Origin of the sequence: Streptomyces sp. BK340, assembly GCF_007827595.1 — a bacterium.
In the GTDB taxonomy this organism is placed as follows: domain Bacteria; phylum Actinomycetota; class Actinomycetes; order Streptomycetales; family Streptomycetaceae; genus Streptomyces.
Genome location: NZ_VISR01000001.1, coordinates 386,007 through 404,894, shown reverse-complemented (window position 1 = coordinate 404,894; position 18,888 = coordinate 386,007). Strand labels below are relative to the sequence as shown.

General features: G+C 71.3%; 14 protein-coding genes. 10 read left to right on the top strand and 4 right to left on the bottom strand.

The features are described 5' to 3' along the window. Positions 1-55: 55 nt before the first annotated feature. The 4 genes from FB157_RS01890 to FB157_RS01875 form a co-directional block, all read right to left on the bottom strand. Positions 56-2,443, bottom strand: a complete 2,388-nt coding sequence (locus tag FB157_RS01890; protein WP_145875244.1) for a DUF3488 and transglutaminase-like domain-containing protein — start codon at positions 2,441-2,443, stop codon at positions 56-58. Continuing rightward, entirely contained in the window at positions 2,443-3,801 is a 1,359-nt protein-coding gene (locus FB157_RS01885) for a DUF58 domain-containing protein (RefSeq protein ID WP_145875242.1), read from the bottom strand. Before FB157_RS01885 ends, FB157_RS01890 begins: the two co-directional genes overlap by 1 nt. After that, a complete protein-coding gene (locus FB157_RS01880) occupies positions 3,801-4,841 on the bottom strand; it encodes a MoxR family ATPase (protein ID WP_145875240.1) in 1,041 nt (346 codons plus the stop codon). The genes FB157_RS01885 and FB157_RS01880 overlap by 1 nt, the downstream gene beginning before the upstream one ends. Positions 4,842-5,108: 267 nt before the next feature. Then, positions 5,109-5,720 (bottom strand): carbonic anhydrase, encoded by a 612-nt coding sequence (locus FB157_RS01875; protein ID WP_145875238.1) that lies wholly within the window; start codon positions 5,718-5,720, stop codon positions 5,109-5,111. Positions 5,721-6,075: 355 nt separating this feature from the next. On the opposite strand from FB157_RS01875, the gene rsmH reads away from it, so the two are divergent. From rsmH to FB157_RS01825, 10 genes are all read left to right on the top strand, one after another. After that, complete coding sequence (gene rsmH / locus FB157_RS01870) at positions 6,076-7,032, top strand: 16S rRNA (cytosine(1402)-N(4))-methyltransferase RsmH (protein ID WP_145875236.1); 957 nt, start codon at positions 6,076-6,078, stop codon at positions 7,030-7,032. Positions 7,033-7,095: 63 nt separating this feature from the next. Then, complete coding sequence (locus tag FB157_RS01865) at positions 7,096-7,689, top strand: septum formation initiator family protein (RefSeq protein ID WP_145875234.1); 594 nt, start codon at positions 7,096-7,098, stop codon at positions 7,687-7,689. Between the two features lie 5 nt (positions 7,690-7,694). Beyond that, positions 7,695-9,659: a penicillin-binding transpeptidase domain-containing protein gene (locus FB157_RS01860; protein ID WP_315903803.1), complete on the top strand. Its 1,965-nt coding sequence runs from the start codon at positions 7,695-7,697 to the stop codon at positions 9,657-9,659. A 44-nt stretch (positions 9,660-9,703) separates the two neighbouring features. Then, positions 9,704-11,359: a UDP-N-acetylmuramoyl-L-alanyl-D-glutamate--2,6-diaminopimelate ligase gene (locus tag FB157_RS01855; RefSeq protein WP_398946001.1), complete on the top strand. Its 1,656-nt coding sequence runs from the start codon at positions 9,704-9,706 to the stop codon at positions 11,357-11,359. A gap of 4 nt (positions 11,360-11,363) precedes the next feature. After that, positions 11,364-12,770 (top strand): UDP-N-acetylmuramoyl-tripeptide--D-alanyl-D-alanine ligase, encoded by a 1,407-nt coding sequence (gene murF / locus FB157_RS01850; RefSeq protein ID WP_145875229.1) that lies wholly within the window; start codon positions 11,364-11,366, stop codon positions 12,768-12,770. Then, a complete protein-coding gene (mraY, locus tag FB157_RS01845) occupies positions 12,767-13,840 on the top strand; it encodes a phospho-N-acetylmuramoyl-pentapeptide-transferase (RefSeq protein WP_186581281.1) in 1,074 nt (357 codons plus the stop codon). Before murF ends, mraY begins: the two co-directional genes overlap by 4 nt. Further along, the gene (murD, locus tag FB157_RS01840; protein WP_186581280.1) at positions 13,822-15,270 is read left to right on the top strand and encodes a UDP-N-acetylmuramoyl-L-alanine--D-glutamate ligase; all 1,449 of its coding nucleotides are present in this window, start codon (positions 13,822-13,824) and stop codon (positions 15,268-15,270) included. Before mraY ends, murD begins: the two co-directional genes overlap by 19 nt. Before the next feature lie 97 nt (positions 15,271-15,367). Then, positions 15,368-16,729 (top strand): putative lipid II flippase FtsW, encoded by a 1,362-nt coding sequence (gene ftsW, locus FB157_RS01835; protein ID WP_145875228.1) that lies wholly within the window; start codon positions 15,368-15,370, stop codon positions 16,727-16,729. Positions 16,730-16,735: 6 nt separating this feature from the next. Continuing rightward, positions 16,736-17,824, top strand: coding sequence for an undecaprenyldiphospho-muramoylpentapeptide beta-N-acetylglucosaminyltransferase (gene murG, locus FB157_RS01830; protein WP_145875226.1), 1,089 nt, complete (start codon positions 16,736-16,738; stop codon positions 17,822-17,824). 26 nt (positions 17,825-17,850) lie between these two features. After that, positions 17,851-18,645 (top strand): cell division protein FtsQ/DivIB, encoded by a 795-nt coding sequence (locus FB157_RS01825; RefSeq protein WP_145875224.1) that lies wholly within the window; start codon positions 17,851-17,853, stop codon positions 18,643-18,645. The last annotated feature ends 243 nt before the right edge of the window (positions 18,646-18,888 follow it).

The following is an 18,888-nucleotide window of genomic DNA, read 5'->3' as shown; positions in this document are numbered from 1 at the left end:
ACATCCGTGAGGGGTGACCACCAGCCGGTGGTCACCCCTCACGCGTTCTCCTGTCTCAGCCCTGCTGCCCCGAGGGCCTGCGCAGCGTCGGCCGGGCCGCCACCGCACGCGCCCTGAGCGCCGACCACCGGGCCGACACCGCCCACAGCACCCGCACCGCCGACCGCGGCGCGAACCGTGCCCGCAGCCGCGTCCCAGCGCTCACGCCGCCGTTCAGGCCGGCGATCACCCGGCGCGCGTCCTCGGCCAGGCCCGCCACCGGGCGCGGCCGGGGCGCGTACAGCACCTGCTCCAGTGCGTCCGCCACCCGGTGCACGGCGGCCCCGGCCGCCGGGTCGAGATCTCCCAGCCGCACGATCCGGGCCGCGGCCTTGCGCGGGGTCTGCGACTCGTCCGGCAGGATGCCCACGTCCCAGGCGCTGTCGACCAGCTCGTGCCAGGCCGCCAGCGTGTGTGCCGCCGCGCCCTGTTCGGTCCGCGCGTGCGCGCCGAGCCGTACGGAGCGCACGCGCGCCCGCCACAGCATGGGCGCCAGCGGGATCGCCAGCACCACCAAGCCGCCGAGCCCGATCAGCACGTACCACAGCCAGCGCCCCGAATCGCCGCCACCGCTGTCCAGGGCCACCGCCGCGGACGGGCTGCCGCACGGATCGAGCCCCCGCAGCTGGGCCGTGCAGTCCTCGCTCGGCGAGGCCGACACCGAGGGCGCCGCCGACGCCCCGTGGGACGGCAGGGCCTCGTCCGGCTCGGAGCTGCCGGGCGTCTTCGACAGGGTGTACGACGGCACGGTGCCCCGGGTCGGGGTCGGCTCGAAGCGGGTCCAGCCCACGCCCTCGAAGTACAGCTCGGGCCAGGCGTGCGCGTCCTTCAGACTCACCGAGACCGTGCCGTCCGCCTGCGGGGTGCCGGGCGCGAAGCCCACCGCGACCCGGGCGGGGATGCCGAGCGTGCGGGCCATCGCCGCCATCGTGAAGGAGAAGTGGACGCAGAAGCCCTGCTTCTTCTTCAGGAAGGTCGCGATCGCGTCGGGGCCGCGGCCGACCTCCACCTGGGTGTCGTACTGGAAGCCGCCGGACACCGCGAAGTAGTCCTGGAGCTTGACCGCCTCCTCGTAGTGGCTCGCCGAGCCCGCGGTGATCTCCTCGGCGGTCCTGGCCACCACCTTCGGCAGCCTGGACGGCACCTTGGTGTACTCACGCCGCAGCGCCGCCGGCGGCTGCTTGGCCGCGGCCAGCTGCTCGGCGGTCGGCTGCACGTCCAGGCTGTCCACCCGGTAGGTCTCGCCCCGCGTGTTCTGGCCGTGGTCACCGACGAGCGTCATGCCGACGGGCTCGTACCGCCAGTTGCCGCTGACCCGCACGCCGCTCGGCGGGTACGGCATCGGCAGCCAGTCCTGCGCGTACCAGTCCGCCGCCGTGATCGTCGTCTTCACGGTGGTGCGCTTGACGTCCGTGCCCAGGCCGACGGGTGTGGGGAGGACGTCGGGCACGCCGACGATGTGCCGTTGGGACGGCTTCCAGGTGGTGCCGTCGAAGTCGTCCAGCGAGACGATCCGCAGGTACATGTCCGAGAGATCGCCGGCACTGGTCTTCAGGGAGAGCACCTGGCGGTCGTTCTCCACGTTCAGGCTGTCGCGCAGTGACACGAGGGGGTTGACCGCGGAGATCGTGCCCCCGTTCCCGTTGCCCGGGCCGACGCCCGCTCCGGCTCCGTCCAGCAGGCCGCCCTGCATCGCGGGCAGGGCCAGCGGCACCACCAGGGCGACACCGAGGGCGACCGCCCCGATCCGGCGTCCGGAGCGCACCGGGGCCACCGCGCCGGTCTCCGGGTCGCCCGGGGCGCGGGCCGCGGCGCCGAAGACCCGGCCCCACTGGGCCAGCCGCTCCCGGCCCTCGCTGAGCAGCAGCATCAGATAGCCGGCCGCCGCGACCAGGAACCACAGCCAGTCGGTGCCGCCGCCGGACAGCCCCGCGGCCACCGAGTACAGCGCGAGCAGCGGCAGTCCGGCCGGGGCAGCGCTGCGGAAGGTCACCGCGAGGGTGTCCACCAGCAGGCCGATCACCAGGACACCGCCGATCAGCATCAGGTTGATGCCGTCGGTCAGCGGTGCCGGTATCGCGTACCGGCTGACGTCGTCGGAGCCCTGCTGGAGCAGGTCGCCGAAGTGCCGGAAGGCCTCCGGACCGGGGACCAGCCCGCCGAGCGCCTGCTGCCGGGCGAAGACCAGGGTCAGCATCATCAGCGTGACCAGGACCTGCGCCGCCACGGTCAGCGGCCGCGCCAGCGGCACCCGCCTGGCGGCCGCGCCCACTCCGGTCTGCACGGCGACCATCAGCACGGTCTGGAACAGCCACGTGGGCTGGTCGACCAGGGGCAGCAGTGCGCACGCGGCCATCAGCGTCGCCGCGGCGGCACAGAGGGCAAGTCGTGCCCGCCCGCTCATCACAGTGCCTCCCCGCTCACCGCGGTCAGGCCCGAGCGTTCCCGGTCGGCCTGCCGCCACAGATCGTTCAGCGAGGCGCCGCGCGGCACGCTCAGCGCCGTCCAGCCCGCCTCGCGCAGCATGCGCAGCCGCTCGTCCGGCCGGCCGCCCGGGCCCCGTACGTCCGTGGCCTCCCGCACCCAGGTGTCCGGGTCCAGCACGAACGCGACCGCACCGCCGCTGCGTTGGCGCATCTTCGCGACCACCGCGGCCTGTTCCTCGTCGAGATCGCCCAGGAAGGCGACCAGCAGCCCCTCGTTCCCGCCGCGCAGCCCGTCGTACGCCCGGGACAGGTTCGTGCCGTCGGAGTGGTCGATCACCGCGAGGGTGTCCATCATCAGCCCGGCCGCGTCCGCGGAGTCCTGCCCGGCGCCCGCGAACCCGTCCGCGCCCTCGCCGGGCACCGAGCTGCCGTTCTCCGTCAGCAGGCGGACCGTGAAGCCCCGTTCGAGCATGTGCACCAGGACCGAAGCGGTGCCCGAGACGGCCCACTCGAAGGCCGAGTCGGGGCCCGCACCCTCGTAGCCGATGCCCCGGGTGTCCAGCAGGACCGTGCAGCGCGAGCGGCGCGGCTGCTCCTCGCGGCGCACCATCAGCTCGCCGTAGCGCGCGGTGGAGCGCCAGTGCACCCGGCGCAGGTCGTCGCCGTAGCGGTACCCGCGCGGGATCACGTCGTCCTCGCCCGCGAGGGCCAGCGAGCGCTGCCGCCCGTCGCCGTACCCCTTGGCCTCACCGCTGAACCGGACCGGCGACAGCGGCTCCACGCGCGGTATGACGGTGAGCGAGTCGAACGTCGAGAAGGCGCGGGTGAGTTCGCACATCCCGAACGGGTCGGTCAGCCGCAGCTGCAGCGGACCCAGCGGATAGCGGCCGCGCAGGTCCGAGCGGACCCGGTAGGACACCTCGCGGCGGCCGCCCGGTTCCACCCGGTCCAGCACGAAGCGCGGCCGGGGCCCGAGCACGTAGGGCACCCGGTCCTGGAGCATCAGCAGGCCCGTGGGCAGCCGGGAGACGTTGTCCACCCGCAGGTGCACCCGGGCCTCGCTGCCCGCGGGCACGCGCGCGGGGGAGAGCCGGCGGCTGCCGGCCACCCGGTAGCGCGTGCGGTAGAGCACGGTCGCGCAGAGCAGGGGCAGCACGGCCAGCAGCAGGCCGACCCGCAGCAGATCCTCCTGGCCCAGCACGTACGCGCAGATCGAGGCCGCGATCCCGGCGGCCAGGAAGGAACGTCCGCGCGTGGTGAGCCCCGCCAGGGCCGTCCGGACCCCGCCCGCCTCCCCGCGGTCTGGCTCCGCCTGCCCCGTCCCCCCGGCGCTCATCACAGACTCCGGGGGGGCTGCTGCGGATAGGCCGGGACACCCCGGCCGAGACCTCCGAAGCCGCTCTGCTGCTGCGGCGCCGCGGGCACCGGGGTGTGCTGCAGGATCTCCAGCACCACCTGTTCGGACGTCCGGCGGTTGAGCTGGGCCTGGGCGGTGGGCAGCAGCCGGTGGGCGAGGACGGCGACGGCGAGTGCCTGGACGTCGTCCGGCAGCGCGTACTCCCGGCCGCTGAGGGCGGCGGACGCCTTCGCCGCGCGCAGCAGATGCAGCGTCGCGCGCGGGGAGGCGCCGAGTCTGAGATCGGGGTGCGTGCGGGTGGCCGCGACCAGCTCCACCGCGTACCGCCGCACCGCCTCGGAGACGTGCACCCCGCGCACCGCCTCGATCAGCTTCACGATCTCGTGCGCGTGCGCCACCGGCTGGAGGTCCTCCAGCGGGGAGACCCCGCCGTGCACGTCCAGCATCTGCAGCTCGGCCTCGATGCTCGGGTAGCCGACGGAGACCCGGGCCATGAAGCGGTCGCGCTGCGCCTCGGGCAGCGGATAGGTGCCCTCCATCTCCACCGGGTTCTGCGTGGCCACCACCATGAAGGGACTGGGCAGTTCGTAGCTGTGCCCGTCGATGGTGACCTGGCGCTCCTCCATGGACTCCAGCAGCGCCGACTGGGTCTTGGGCGAGGCGCGGTTGATCTCGTCGCCGATCACGATCTGCGCGAAGATGGCGCCCGGCTTGAACTCGAAGTCCCGCCGCTGCTGGTCCCAGATGGACACACCGGTGATGTCCGAGGGCAGCAGGTCGGGGGTGAACTGGATGCGCCGCACGGAGCAGTCGATGGACCGCGCCAGTGCCTTGGCGAGCATGGTCTTGCCCACGCCGGGGACATCCTCGATCAACAGGTGTCCCTCGGCGAGCAGTACGGTCAGCGAAAGCCGTACGACCTCGGGCTTGCCCTCGATCACACCCTCCACCGAACTGCGGACACGCTCCACAGTGGCGGTCAGATCAGTGAGGCTCGCTCGATCGTCATAGGTCGTCACCCGGCCCTCCTCGGCCCGTTCTTACTCGGGCCGACGCTCTGCGATGCGAAACCGGCCCACCCCGAAAACACGGACACCGCGCGGAAAAGGTTCCACGCGACGCCCACACCCCGCATTCTTGCTGCCGTTACCGATTCGTGTCACTCGCCTGTGGACAACTGCCCGCACGATGTCGGCCTTACGGCCTTTTCGACCACTGTTTTCGATGCCGTGCGGGGGAATGTTTTCCCGGCGCGAGGGTGTTCGGGGTGGGTCGACGGCCCCCGCTCAGGCCGGGTCGACCTCGCGCAGCAGGCCGGTGCGCACGTCGAAGACGAAGCCGCGCACGTCGTCGGCGTGCAGCAGGAACGGCGAGGTGCGCACCCGCTGCATCGACTGACGCACGTCCTGGTCGACGTCCCGGAAGGACTCCACCGCCCACGCCGGACGCTGGCCGACCTCCATCTCCAGCTCGGTGCGGAAGTCCTCGGTGAGGGCCTCCAGGCCGCAGCCGGTGTGGTGGATCAGGACGATGCTGCGGGTGCCGAGCTTGCGCTGGCTGATGGTCAGGGAGCGGATCACGTCGTCGGTGACCACGCCGCCCGCGTTGCGGATCGTGTGACAGTCGCCGAGCTGCAGGCCGAGGGCGGCGTGCAGGTCGAGCCGGGCGTCCATACAGGCCACCACGGCCACGTGCAGGACCGGACGGGCGTCCATGCCGGGGTCGGTGAAGGCCTCGGCGTAGTGCTCGTTGGCCTCCACCAGGCGGTCCGTCACGGTGCCACCGGTGGTTATGGCGTCTTCGGATCCAGTGGGAACTGCTGCGGAAGTCGTCATAGCCACGACGTTACTGGTCACCCCCGGTCCCGGCCCGCTGTGAGAGCGGACAAAGAACGTCATCGTGGCTTGTTGTGAGGTAACCCACACGGAGGGCAAACGTGGGCCGGACGGGTGAATCTTTTCGAATTGCCACTCCGCCCGAGGTGCAGTACGCGACGCGCAGGCCGGTTGATTGACCGCGAGACACGGTGGACTAAAGTGACGCGAAGCGGGAGGGGCGGCTCTCCCTGCTGGTGAAATCCCCGGAGACCCCGGCCCACACCCGGACCGTCTCCCCACGTGCGCGGCGCGTACGTACGGCTCGGCCTCCTCCCGCTCCCGGTCGGCTGACGCTTCCGGCGCCGGCAGGCCTCCCCTTCACGGAGCGGGCGGGGACCCGGCGGTGCGTACGGCCCGCCGGAACTGAGAGGCCCCCTTGAGCCAGAGTCGACACGTCCCGGTGATGCTCCAGCGGTGCCTGGATCTGCTGGCGCCCGCCCTGGAGCGGCCGGGAGCGGTGGTCGTCGACTGCACCCTCGGCCTCGGCGGCCACAGCGAGGCCCTGCTGACGCAGTTCCCCGAGGTGCGGCTCGTCGCCCTCGACCGGGACAAGGAGGCGCTGCGCCTGTCCGGCGAGCGGCTCGCGCCCTTCGGTGACCGGGCCACCCTGGTGCACGCGGTCTACGACGAGCTGCCTGACGTACTGGACCGGCTGCGCATCCCGCGTGTGCAGGGCGTCCTGTTCGACCTCGGCGTCTCCTCCATGCAGCTGGACGAGGCCGACCGCGGCTTCGCCTACGCCCAGGACGCCCCCCTCGACATGCGCATGGACCAGACGACCGGCATCAGCGCCGCCGAGGTCCTCAACACCTATCCGGCGGGCGAGCTGGTCCGGATCCTGCGCGCGTACGGCGAGGAGAAACAGGCCAAGCGGATCGTCTCCGCGATCGTCCGCGAGCGCGAGAAGGAGCCGTTCAGCAACAGCGCGCGGCTCGTCGAGCTGATCCGGGACGCGCTGCCGCAGGCCGCCAAGCGCACCGGGGGCAACCCGGCCAAGCGCACCTTCCAGGCGCTGCGCATCGAGGTCAACGGCGAGCTGTCCGTGCTGGAGCGGGCGATCCCGGGCGCGGTGAAGGCTCTCGGCGTCGGCGGACGCATCGCCGTGCTGTCGTACCACTCGCTCGAGGACCGGCTGGTGAAGCAGGTGTTCGCGGCCGGCGCCGCGTCCACCGCGCCGCCCGGGCTGCCGGTCGTGCCCGAGCGCTACCAGCCGCGGCTCAAGCTGCTCACGCGCGGTGCCGAACTTCCCACCGAGGAAGAGGTCGCCGAGAACCGCAGGGCCGCCCCGGCCCGGCTGCGGGGCGCCGAGCGCATCAGGGAGGACGCCGAGTGAGCGAATCGGGTCGGTTGGGTTTCCGAACTCACCCGTCGGCGCGCCGGAGCCACCGGAGGCCCAGTGAGTAGGAAACCCGAACTGAGGGGGAGGGCCGCCCGGCTCGCCCGGCTCTTCCCGGCCGGCCGCGCCCGCGCGGCCCGCGCCCCGTTCGTCCTCCTCGTCGTCCTGCTGCTGGGCGGCGGTCTCATCGGGCTGCTGGTGCTCAACTCCGCCCTCAGCGAGGGCTCGTTCAAACTCGACGACCTGCAGAAGCAGACGAAGGGCCTCACCGACGAGGAACAGGCCCTGCAGCGGGACATCGACGCCTACTCGTCGCCCGACGCCCTCCAGCGCCGTGCCCGCGAACTCGGCATGGTCCCCGGCGGTGACCCGGCCTTCCTCGGCTCCGACGGCAAGGTGAAGGGCGTACCGAACGCGGCCGTCCCCGAGCCGGCCACCTTCGCTCAGCCGGTCGCCCCGGAGACCGTCCTCACGGCCCCGGGCGCCTCCGTGCCGCCCTCGGGCGCCGCGCCCCCCTCGCTCCCCCCGGTCGCACCGGCGCCGCCCGCGACCTCCGCCCCCTCGGCCCCGGCCCCGGCGGCCGCCCCGGCCGGGGCGGTGCCGCCACCGCCCGCCGCCCTCCAGTCCGCGCCCACCCCGACCCCCGGCAGGTGACGGAAGTGTCCGACAGGGAAGCGCAGCGCCGCCGCGTGCCCGGCCCCGCGAAGCCGCCCCGGCCGCGGGGCGCCGTACGGCGGCAGCCCGGGCCCGGTGCCCGCCCGGCCCGCCGGCCGGGCGGGGCCCGGCCCATGCCCCCGCCCGCCCTCCGGCTCGGCAGCCCCCGTCCCCGGCTGCGTATGGTCGGCCTCGCGCTCACCCTGGTGCTGCTGGCCTTCGTCGTACGGCTGCTCCAGGTCCAGGCCGTCGACGCCGACGCGTACGCCGCCAAGGCCGAACTGAACCGGTACGTCGTGCACACCCTGGCCGCCGAGCGCGGCCAGATCACCGACCGCAACGGAGTGGCCCTCGCCATCAGCGAGGACGCGTACGACATCACGGCCGACCCGACGATGTTCACCGCCGAGCAGCTCAAGACCGGCGACGGGCCCGAGCAGGCCGCCGCACTGCTCGCGCCGATCCTCGGCCAGGACCAGGCCACGATCGTCAAGAAGCTCAGGCCCACGAACAAGCTGTCGCGCTACACGCGGCTCGCCACCCGGCAGACCCCGCAGGTCTGGAAGCAGATCAAGGACCTGAAGAGCGCGCTCGCCCAGAAGGCCAGGACCGACAACAGCTCGGCCAACGTGCTCGCCGGCGTCTTCGCCGACCCCAGCAGCCAGCGCGTGTACCCCAACGGCGAGCTCGCCGCCGGGATACTGGGCTGGGTCAACGCCGAGGGCCAGGGGGGCGGCGGCATCGAGCAGGAGCTGAACAAGCAGCTGTCCGGCAAGGCCGGCAAGATCCGCTACGCCCAGTCCGGTGGCCGCGAGGTGCCCACCGCGGGCTCGACGGAGACGCCCGCCGTGCCCGGCAGCGACGTCGAGCTCACCATCGACCGCGACATTCAGTGGGCCGCCCAGAACGCCATCACCGAGCAGGTCAAGAAGTCCAAGGCGGACCGCGGCTACGTCATCGTCCAGGACACCCGCACCGGCCAGATCCTGGCCATGGCCAACTCGCCCGGCTTCGACCCGAACGACCTGTCGAAGGCCGACGGGGCGGCCATGGGCAACGCGGCCGTCCAGGACGCCTACGAGCCCGGCTCCACCGCCAAGGTGATGTCGATGGCGGCGGTGCTGGAGCAGAACGCGGCCACCCCGCTCACCCATGTCGTCGTACCGAACCGGCTGCACCGCGGCGACCGCCTCTTCCAGGACGACATCGACCACAAGACCTGGTACCTCACGCTCAACGGCGTGCTCGCCAAGTCCAGCAACATCGGCACCATCCTCGCCACCGGCCAGCTCGGCAAGACCCAGCCGGAGGCCAACAAGGTCCTCTACTCGTACCTGCGCAAGTTCGGCATCGGCGGCGCCACCGGGCTCGGCTTCCCCGGCGAGACCAGGGGCATCCTCGCGCCCGTCGGCAAGTGGTCGACGTCGCAGCAGTACACGATTCCCTTCGGCCAGGGCTTCTCCCTGAGCGCCATGCAGGCCGCATCCGTGTACTCGACGATCGCCAACGGCGGTGTCCGCGTCGAGCCGACCCTCGTGCGCGGCACAGAGGGCGCCGACGGCCGCTTCACGCCCGCAACGCAGCCCAGGAAATCGCGCGTGGTCAGCGAGAAGACGGCCAGGACACTCGCCCGGATGCTGGAGTCCGTGGTGGACGACGAGCAGGGCACCGGTGCCAAGGCCCGTATTCCCGGCTACCGGGTCGCGGGCAAGACGGGTACGGCCAACCGCGTGGACCCGGCCACCGGCCGTTACCGCGGCTACACCTCGTCGTTCGCCGGATTCGCACCCGCGGACAACCCGCGGATCACCGTGTACTGCGCCATCCAGAACGCCACGTCCGGCAACTACTTCGGCGGCCAGATCTGCGGACCCATCTACAAGCAGGTGATGGAGTTCGCCCTGAAGACCCTCCAGATCCCGCCTACCGGGGCGAAGCCGGCGAACCTGCCCGTCGACTACAAGCCCTGATCAGCCCCACCCCGCACCACCGGAACACCACCAGGAACGAGCCCGTGAGAACGATCACCCCCGATTCCGGGAACCAAGGCGCCGCAGAGCCCTCACTTCGCTCCGGAGCGGGTGCGCCCGGTACGCTCACCGCCGTGCCACACGCTGATCAGTCCCACATCACCCAGAAGGGCGCTTCCGTGACATATCCGGGACCGCCGCGACCGGTTCAGGTCTCCGCCACACCCCTCGCGGAACTGGCCGATCAGCTGGGTGCCGCCGCTCCGGACAGCGCCGCCGAGGTCACGGGGATCACCCATGACTCGCGCGCCGTCCGCCCCGGCGACGTGTACGCCGCCCTTCCGGGCGCCCGCCTGCACGGCGCCGACTTCGTGACCCAGGCCGCCGGCCTCGGCGCGGTCGCCGTGCTGACCGACCCGACGGGCGCCGGGCGCGCCGCGGCGACCGGACTGCCGGTCCTGGTCGTGGAGGACCCGCGCGGGCGGATGGGCGAACTGGCGGCGACGATCTACGGCCGCCCCGGCCGTGACCTGCTCCAGATCGGCATCACCGGCACCTCGGGCAAGACCACCACCGCCTACCTGGTCGAGGGCGGTCTCAGGACCACCCGCGAGACCGGGCTCATCGGGACCGTCGAGATGCGCATCGGCGACGAGCGCATCAAGTCCGAGCGCACCACCCCCGAAGCCACCGACCTGCAGGCCCTGTTCGCGGTCATGCGCGAACGCGGCGTCGAGGCGGTCGCCATGGAGGTCTCCAGCCACGCCCTGGTCCTCGGCCGGGTCGACGGCTGTGTCTTCGACATCGCCGTGTTCAACAACCTCAGCCCGGAACACATGGAGTTCCACTCCGACATGGAGGACTACTTCCGGGCCAAAGCACAGCTTTTCACGCCGAAACGCAGCAAACTCGGTGTGATCAACGCCGACGACGAGTACGGCCGCCGGCTCGCGAAGGAGGCGACCGTCCCGGTCGTCACCTTCTCCGCCGAGGGCCACCCCGACGCCGACTGGCGCGCCCAGGACGTCCAGGTCGGCCCCATGGACTCGACGTTCACCGTCGTCGGCCCCGAGGGCGAGCGCATCCACGCCAAGTCGCCGCTGCCGGGCCCCTTCAACGTGGCGAACACCCTCGCCGCCATCGTCGCCCTCGCCGTGGCCGGCCTCGACCCGCAGGTCGCCGCCGACGGCGTAGCCGCCGTACCGGGTGTCCCCGGCCGCCTGGAGCGGGTGGACGCCGGACAGCCCTACCTCGCCGTCGTCGACTACGCGCACAAGACCGACGCGGTCGAATCGGTGCTCAAGGCGCTGCGCAAGGTCACCAAGGGCCGGCTGCACGTCGTTCTCGGCTGCGGCGGCGACCGTGACCAGACCAAGCGCGCCCCGATGGGCGCCGCCGTGGCCCGGCTCTCCGACACGGCCGTGCTGACCTCCGACAACCCCCGCTCCGAGGACTCGCTCGCGATCCTCGCGACCATGCTCCAGGGCGCAGCCTCCGTGCCCGCGCACCAGCGCGGCGAGGTGCTCCTGTTCGAGGACCGGGCCGCCGCGATCGAGGCCGCCGTGGGCCGCGCACAGCCCGGCGACACCGTGCTGGTCGCGGGTAAGGGCCACGAGCAGGGCCAGGACATCGCCGGCGTGGTCCGTCCCTTCGACGACCGCCAGGTGCTTCGCGAAGCTATCCAGAAGACCCAGGGATGAACTTGTGATCGCCCTCTCCCTCGCCGAGATCGCAGCAGTCGTCGGCGGGCAGACGCACGACATACCGGATCCGTCCGTCCAGGTCACCGGACCGGTCGTCCGGGACTCCCGCGAGGTGGTGCCCGGCACCCTGTTCGCCGCGTTCGTCGGCGAGCGCGTGGACGGCCACGACTTCGCGCAGGCCGTCGTGGAGGCGGGCGCGGTCGCCGTACTGGCGTCGCGTCCCGTCGGCGTGCCCGCGATCGTCGTGGACGACGTCCAGACCGCCCTCGGCGCCCTCGCCCGCCACGTCGTGCAACGGCTCGGCGCGACCCTCGTCGCCCTGACCGGCTCGGCCGGCAAGACCAGCACCAAGGACCTCATCGCCCAGGTGCTCCAGAGCAAGGCGCCGACCGTGTTCACGCCTGGCTCGCTCAACAACGAGATCGGGCTGCCGCTGACCGCCCTGTCCGCGACCGAGGACACCCGGTTCCTCGTCCTGGAGATGGGCGCGCGCGGCATCGGCCACATCCGCTACCTCGCCGGCCTCACCCCGCCGAAGATCGGCCTGGTGCTCAACGTCGGCACCGCCCACATCGGCGAGTTCGGCGGCCGTGAGCAGATCGCGCAGGCCAAGGGCGAGCTGGTGGAGGCGCTGCCCGAGGACGGGGCCGCGATCCTCAACGCCGACGACCCGTTGGTACGTGCCATGGCCTCCCGTACCAAGGCGAAGGTGGTCCTTTTCGGAGAGTCGGCCGAAGCGGACGTACGCGCCGAGAACGTGCGACTCACGGACAGCGGACAGCCCGCCTTCAGGCTTCACACACCCTCCGGTGCAAGCGATGTGACCATGCGCCTGTACGGTGAGCACCACGTGTCGAACGCGCTCGCCGCGGCCGCCGTCGCCCATGAGCTGGGTCTGTCCGCGGAAGAGATCGCCACCGCGCTCTCCGAGGCGGGCTCCCTCTCCCGCTGGCGGATGGAGGTCACCGAGCGCCCGGACGGCGTGACCATCGTCAACGACGCCTACAACGCCAACCCCGAGTCCATGCGGGCAGCCCTCAGGGCGCTCGCGGCCATGGGCAAGGGGCGCCGCACGTGGGCGGTGCTCGGCAAGATGGCCGAGCTGGGGGACGAGGCGCTCGCCGAGCACGACGCCGTCGGACGGCTCGCCGTCCGGCTCAACGTCAGCAAGCTCGTCGCGGTCGGGGGGATTGAGGCCTCCTGGCTGCAACTGGGCGCATATAACGAGGGTTCGTGGGGTGAGGAGTCGGTGCACGTGTCCGACGCACAGGCGGCGGTCGACCTGTTGCGCAGCGAGTTGCGCCCAGGGGACGTCGTACTCGTGAAGGCGTCCCGTTCGGTGGGGCTCGAAAGCGTCGCCCAGGCGCTCGTCGAGACGGGTGCCGAGGGTGAGGTTGCCGCCCGATGATGAAGCAGATCCTGTTCTCGGGAGTCATCGGCCTCTTCCTGACCCTGATCGGGACCCCGCTGCTGATCAAGCTGCTGGCCCGCAAGGGGTACGGCCAGTACATCCGTGACGACGGCCCGCGTGAGCACGCCAGCAAGCGCGGTACGCCCACCATGGGTGGCATCGCCTTCATCCTGGCGACGATCGCCGCCTACTTCCTGAGCAAGCTCATCACCGGCTACCCGCCCACCTACTCCGGCCTGCTGGTGCTCGGCCTGATGTTCGGCATGGGTCTGGTCGGCTTCCTGGACGACTACATCAAGATCGTCAAGCGGCGCTCGCTGGGTCTGCGGGCCAAGGCCAAGATGGCCGGCCAGCTGATCGTCGGCATCGGCTTCGCGGTGCTGTCGCTGATGTTCGCCGACGCCCGGGGCAACACCCCGGCGTCCACCAAGCTGTCGTTCATCACGGACTTCGGCTGGTCCATCGGCCCGGTGCTGTTCGTCGTCTGGGCGCTGTTCATGATCCTGGCGATGTCGAACGGCGTGAACCTCACCGACGGTCTGGACGGCCTCGCCACCGGCGCCTCCGTCCTCGTCTTCGGCGCCTACACGTTCATCGGTGTGTGGCAGTTCCAGGAGTCCTGCGCCAACGCGGGGACCCTGACCAACCCGGCCGCCTGCTACGAGGTGCGCGACCCGCTGGACCTCGCCGTGGTCGCCTCCGCCCTGATGGGCGCCTGCCTGGGCTTCCTGTGGTGGAACACCTCGCCGGCGAAGATCTTCATGGGCGACACCGGTTCGCTCGCGCTCGGCGGTGTCCTGACGGGCCTGGCCATCCTCTCCCGCACGGAGCTGCTGGTGGCCATCATGGGTGGCCTGTTCGTCCTCATCACCATGTCGGTCGTCATCCAGGTCGGCTCCTTCCGGCTCACCGGCAGGCGCGTCTTCCGGATGGCGCCACTCCAGCACCACTTCGAACTCAAGGGCTGGTCCGAGGTCCTGGTGGTGGTCCGCTTCTGGATCATTCAGGGAATCTGTGTGATTGTCGGACTTGGCCTCTTCTATGCGGGATGGGCAGCGGACAAGTGACCTCCTCGGTGCCTTCTGAGCCTTCTGACTTCCAGGGCAAGCACGTCACCGTCGCCGGGCTCGGCGTCTCCGGCGTTCCGGCGGCGAAAGTGCTGCACGCGCGCGGGGCGATCGTCACGGTCGTCAACGACGGTGACGACGCACGCGCGCGTGAGCAGGCCGCGGAGCTGGAGGCGCTCGGTGTCACCGTGCGCCTCGGTGACGGGGCGACCCTGCCCGAGGGCACCGAGCTGATCGTCACCGCGCCCGGCTGGAAGCCGGACAAGCCGCTGTTCCTCGCGGCCGAGCGGGCGGGCGTGCCCGTCTGGGGCGACGTCGAGCTGGCCTGGCGCCTGCGGGGCCCCGACGCGGCCCCCTGGCTGGCCGTGACCGGCACCAACGGCAAGACCACCACCGTCCAGATGCTGGCGTCGATCCTGGAGGCCGCAGGCCTGCGCACGGCCGCCGTCGGTAACATCGGCGTCTCCCTGCTGGACGCGGTCCTCGGCGAGGAGCGCTACGACGTCCTGGCCGTCGAACTGTCCAGCTACCAGCTCCACTGGGCGCCCTCCCTGCGCGCCCACTCCGCCGTCGTCCTGAACCTCGCCCCGGACCACCTCGACTGGCACGGTTCCATGGAGGCCTACGCCGCCGACAAGGGCCGCATCTACGAAGGCAACCGGGTCGCCTGCGTCTACAACGTGGCCGACAAGCTCACCGAGGACCTGGTGCGCGAGGCGGACGTGGAGGAGGGCTGCCGCGCCATCGGCTTCACCCTCGGCACCCCGGGACCCTCCCAACTCGGCGTCGTGGACGGCATCCTGATCGACCGCGCCTTCGTGGAGAACCGCCACAAGAACGCGCAGGAGCTGGCCGAGGTCTCCGACGTCAACCCGCCGGCCCCGCACAACATCGCCAACGCCCTTGCCGCCGCGGGCCTCGCGCGCGCCTTCGGGGTGCCCGCCACGGCCGTACGCGACGGTCTCAGGGCCTTCCGGCCGGACGCCCACCGCATCGCACACGTCGCCGACATCGACGAAGTGGCGTACGTGGACGACTCCAAGGCGACCAACACCCATGCCGCTGAAGCCTCTTTGGCGGCATATGAGTCGATCGTATGGATTGCGGGCGGTCTGGCGAAGGGGGCGACCTTCGACGAGCTGGTCGCCAAGTCGGCAAAGCGACTTCGCGGTGCCGTCCTGATCGGCGCGGATCGTGCCCTGATCCGCGAGGCCCTCGCGCGACACGCCCCGGAAGTACCCGTCGTCGACCTCGAACGGGCCGACACTGGGGCGATGCTCCAGGCGGTGACGGAGGCGAAGCGGCTCGCGCAGCCCGGCGACACGGTGCTGCTGGCCCCGGCCTGTGCCTCCATGGACATGTTCACCAACTACAACCAGCGCGGTGACGCGTTCGCGGAGGCCGTCCGCGAACTCGGCGCGGGCGCCTGACGGCGGGTCTCGGCCACCTGGGGTGCTTCGGGACCCTTGGAGGGACGCGTGAGGCGGATGTGGCTCGGGTTTGGTCGGCGGGTGCGAGGAGCCGGTGATGTCCAGTAGCCGTACAGGCCGTCCTCCGGTCCAGCGCGCCGCCAGAAGGCCCGCTGCCCCCCGGCCGTCGGGCGACAACCCCTTCCTGCGGCTCTACACGCGCGCGCGCAAGGCCTGGGACCGGCCGCTGACCGCCTACTACCTGATCCTCGGCGGCAGCCTGCTGATCACCGTGCTGGGCCTGGTGATGGTCTACTCGGCCTCCCAGATCACCGCGCTGCAGCTGTCGCTGCCGGGGTCGTACTTCTTCCGCAAGCAGTTCCTGGCCGCGCTCATCGGCAGTGTGCTGCTTTTCGCCGCCTCCCGCATGCCGGTGAAGCTGCACCGCGCACTCGCCTACCCGATCCTCGCCGGTGCCGTCTTCCTGATGGCCCTGGTGCAGGTGCCGGGGATAGGGATGGCGGTCAACGGCAACCAGAACTGGATCTCCCTCGGCGGCTCCTTCCAGATCCAGCCCAGTGAGTTCGGCAAGCTCGCCATGGTGCTGTGGGGCGCGGACCTGCTCGCCCGCAAGCAGGAGAAGAAGCTGCTGACCCAGTGGAAGCACATGCTGGTGCCGCTGGTGCCGGTCGCCTTCATGCTGCTGGGCCTGATCATGCTCGGCGGCGACATGGGCACCGCGATCATTCTCACGGCGATCCTGTTCGGTCTGCTGTGGCTCGCGGGGGCGCCGACCCGGCTGTTCGCCGGCGTCCTCTCGGTCGCCGGTCTGATCGGTGTGGTCCTGATCAAGACCAGCCCCAACCGGATGGCCCGGCTCGCCTGCATCGGCGCCACCGAGCCGAAGTCCGGGGTCGCCGACTGCTGGCAGGCCGTGCACGGGATCTACGCCCTCGCCTCCGGCGGACTCTTCGGGTCAGGTCTCGGTGCGAGTGTGGAAAAATGGGGCCAACTACCCGAAGCCCACACCGACTTCATCTTCGCCGTCACCGGTGAGGAACTGGGCCTGGCGGGGACGCTGTCGGTGCTCGCCCTGTTCGCGGCTCTAGGCTATGCGGGTATCCGCGTGGCCGGGTGCACGGAGGACCCCTTCGTGAGGTACGCCGCGGGAGGCGTGACCACCTGGATCACCGCTCAGGCAGTGATCAACATCGGTGCGGTGCTCGGTCTGCTGCCGATCGCCGGTGTCCCCCTCCCGCTGTTCTCCTACGGAGGGTCCGCCCTGCTGCCGACCATGTTCGCCATCGGGCTGCTGATCGCCTTCGCACGCGACGAGCCCGCTGCGCGGGCGGCGCTTGCGATGCGGCAACCTCGCTTTGGTAGAAAGCGGGCTGGAGGCGCCAGGATGGATCGGGGGCCTCGGAGATGGAACACGATGCGACGGCGTGCCTCGGTGGCGCGTTCGTCCGGAGAGCGGTGAATTTCGGTGCATGTCGTACTCGCTGGTGGGGGGACCGCCGGCCACATCGAGCCCGCGCTCGCCCTCGCGGACGCCCTGCGCAGGCAGGATCCGACCGTGGGGATCACAGCCCTGGGCACGGAACGCGGACTTGAGACCCGACTCGTCCCGGAGCGCGGCTACGAGCTGGCGCTGATCCCTGCCGTGCCGCTGCCCCGCAAGCCCACGCCCGAGCTGATCACCGTCCCGGGCCGGCTGCGCGGCACGATCAAGGCCGCCGAGCAGATCCTGGAGCGCACCAAGGCCGACTGCGTGGTCGGCTTCGGCGGCTACGTCGCCCTGCCCGGCTATCTGGCCGCCAAGCGCCTCGGTGTGCCCATCGTGATCCACGAGGCCAACGCGCGGCCCGGCCTGGCCAACAAGATCGGCTCGCGCTACGCGGCCCGGGTCGCCGTTTCCACCCCGGACAGCAAGCTGCGCGACGCCCGCTACATCGGCATCCCGCTGCGCCGCTCGATCGCGACCCTGGACCGCGCCGCCGCCCGCCCCGAGGCCCGCGCCCGGTTCGGCCTCGACCCGAACCTGCCCACGCTGCTCGTCTCGGGTGGTTCGCAGGGCGCCCGGCGCCTCAACGAGGTCGTCCAGCAGGTCGCCCCCTGGCTGCAGCAGGCCGGCATCCAGATCCTGCACGCGGTCGGCCCGAAGAACGAACTGCCGCAGGTGCAGCAGATGCCGGGGATGCCCCCCTACATCCCGGTAAGTTACCTGGACCGGATGGACCTCGCGTACGCCGCGGCCGACCTGATGCTCTGCCGCGCGGGCGCGATGACCGTCGCCGAACTCTCCGCCGTCGGGCTCCCGGCCGCCTACGTCCCGCTGCCCATCGGCAACGGCGAACAGCGGCTGAACGCCCAGCCGGTGGTGAAGGCCGGCGGCGGACTCCTCGTCGACGACGCGGAGCTCACCCCCGAGTGGGTGCAGCAGAACGTCCTGCCCGTGCTGGCCGACCCGCACCGGCTGTACGAGATGTCGCGCGCGGCAAGCGAGTTCGGCCGCCGGGACGCCGACGAGCTGCTGGTCGGCATGGTGTACGAGGCGATTGCCTCGCGCCGATAGGACCGTATGACGAAGGGGCAGTGAGCGTGGCCGGACCGACGACCGCCGAGCGCGGTGAACGCCAGCAGGAGTCGTCCGGCCCGCCGCTCGCGTGGCGGTTGAGGAAACCCCGCCTTCGTACGATCGTCATTCTGGCCGTCGCCCTGATGCTCCTCGGGGCGGGTTCCGTATGGGTGTTGTACGGCTCTTCGTGGCTGCGCGTGCAGCGCGTCTCGGTCTCGGGCACCCGTGTCCTGACCCCGGCCGATGTGCGCGAGGCCGCCTCCGTGCCGGTCGGCGACCCGCTCATCTCCGTCGACACGGACGCCGTCGCGGCCCGACTTCGCCGGAAATTGCCCCGAATTGACACCGTTGACGTCGTCCGTTCCTGGCCCCATGGAATCGGCCTGAAAGTGGTCGAGCGCACCCCGGTGCTACTTGTCCGAAAAGCCGGGAACTTCGTCGAAGTCGACGCGAAAGGTGTCCGTTTCGCCACGGTTTCACAGGCCCTGAAAGGCGTTCCGGCGCTGGAATTGACCGCATCCCGCAAGGGTGCCGGTTCCGCCAGTTTCCGGCGTTTCGGCACCGGCCGGCTGGTGCGCGAGGCGGTCCGGGTCGCCGGAGACCTGCCGGCCGCGGTCGCCCGGGACGCCCGGAGGGTCCAAGTCCGTTCCTACGACGACATCTCGGTGGAGCTGGGCGACGGCCGCACGGTGGCATGGGGCAGCGGCGAGAGCGGCGGCGCCAAGGCACGGGCCCTCACGGCTCTCATGAAAGCAGCTCCCGGTGCGCGGCACTTCGACGTCAGTGTCCCCACCGCCCCTGCGTCATCGGTGAGTTGACGCACATCAGCGCAGGCCAGCACCCTGGTTGGGCACTGCTACGGCTGATCACATAGGGTGAAAAGAAAAACGGGAGGTTCGGCGTGTTCGTTGAACGGGCGCCACTTGTCGACTTAGTGTCCTGTTCAGAAGACTCCAGGGAACAGACACACTGGTAACCCTAAACTTCAGGGTTAGGGTTCGGGTCGGCGTTCGGACCGTCCCATTCGGCATCAGTCGTCCCGGTGCGGGGAACCGCCCGGT